This is a genomic window from Mycobacterium sp. E2699, from assembly GCF_001666745.1.
Classification (GTDB): domain Bacteria; phylum Actinomycetota; class Actinomycetes; order Mycobacteriales; family Mycobacteriaceae; genus Mycobacterium.
In genome coordinates this window covers 1-1,327 of the sequence record NZ_LZJH01000073.1, presented here as the reverse complement: position 1 = coordinate 1,327, position 1,327 = coordinate 1, and the positions used below count along the sequence as shown (strand labels likewise).

Genomic DNA, 1,327 nt, shown 5'->3' with positions numbered 1-1,327 from the left:
TGTGATGTCGCGAGACATCGAGGACAGATGTCTCGCGACATAGTGAACACCCTCAGTTGTTGGCTGGGGGTGTTTTGGGTTTTTGGGGTTGGTAGTCGCGGGTGGTGTCGAGGGTGAGTTCGCGGATGAGTTGGCCGTGGGCGGTGGCGATGATGCGGATGTTGAGGTCGGCGATGAGCATGTGGACTGCGGTGTTGGCCCAGCGGTGTCCGATGCCGATGTGGTGGAGTCGTCCGGCGTGGCGCAGGGTGAGCTTGCCGTAGCTGTCGACGCGGTCGGTGCGTACTCGCCAGTGGATGCCGGGGGGCGTGTTGGCGGGTCCGGCGAGGGGTCGGGCGCGGTAGGTGTCTTGGGGGGTGCGGCGCTGGCAGGAGCGGTGTGGGCGCACGGTGTTGTAGTACTCGGTGAAGGTGTCTAGCTGGGCTTGGAGGTCAGCCAGGGTGGCTGCTGGGGGTTGGCGGGTCAGCCATTTTTTGAGGGTTTGGTGGAAGCGTTCGACCTTGCCGCAGGTCTGGGGGTGATAGGGGCGGGAGTTTTTGAAGACGACGCCCAGGGTGGCCAGCTCGGTTTGCAGGGCGGTGCGTCCGCCGGGGCCGGTGGCGTGGCGGGCGGTGAAAACCATGCCGTTGTCGGTGAGCACGCTGGCGGGCAGGCCGTGGGCGGCGTAGGCGTCGCGGAAGCAGTCGCGCACGGCCAGCGCGGTGAACACGGGTCGGGCGGTGCAGGTCAGGGCTTTACGGGAGTGGTCGTCGAGGATGTTGAGGATTTCGATCGGCGCGCCAGTGGCGGCGGTCATGTCGGGGCCGGCCAGCTGCCAGTGGGTGATGTCAGCCTGCCAGCATTCGTTGGGTTGGTCGGCCTGGAAGCGCAGGTAGCTGCTGCGGGGCCGTTTGTGGGGTTGGGCGGTGATGAAGCCGCGGCGGCGCAAGACTTTGTGGATGGTGGACACCGCGGGGGTGTTGCCGGTCTGGCGGCGCAGGTGGACGGCGATCGTGTGGGGTCCGGCGTCGTAGCCCTGTTCGCCAAGTTGCTTGCGCAGCTTGATGATTAATTCTTCGACGGTGGTGGGAAGCTGCCGGGGATTAGAGGACGGGCGCCGCGAGCGTGGCTCGAGTCCAGGCTCGCCCTCGGCGCGGTAGCGGGCCAGCAAGGTGTAGATCCACGAGCGCGCGACCCGGTAGTCCCGAGCGACCTCACTGATCGGGCGGTGCTCAACCTGGACAGCGGCGACGACCAAACGGGCCTTGGACATGAGGACACCTCGCGATAACTGGGCTGTCCTCTATGTCGGGAGACATCTGTCCTCTATGTCAATGAACCACAGACC

Annotated in this window: 1 protein-coding gene; it reads right to left on the bottom strand. The window is 65.8% G+C overall.

What is annotated here, in order from left to right; genetic code table 11:
• Window positions 1-52: 52 nt before the first annotated feature.
• Window positions 53-1,252 (bottom strand): IS481 family transposase, encoded by a 1,200-nt coding sequence (locus A5696_RS11740; RefSeq protein WP_067878205.1) that lies wholly within the window; start codon window positions 1,250-1,252, stop codon window positions 53-55.
• Window positions 1,253-1,327: the final 75 nt, after the last annotated feature.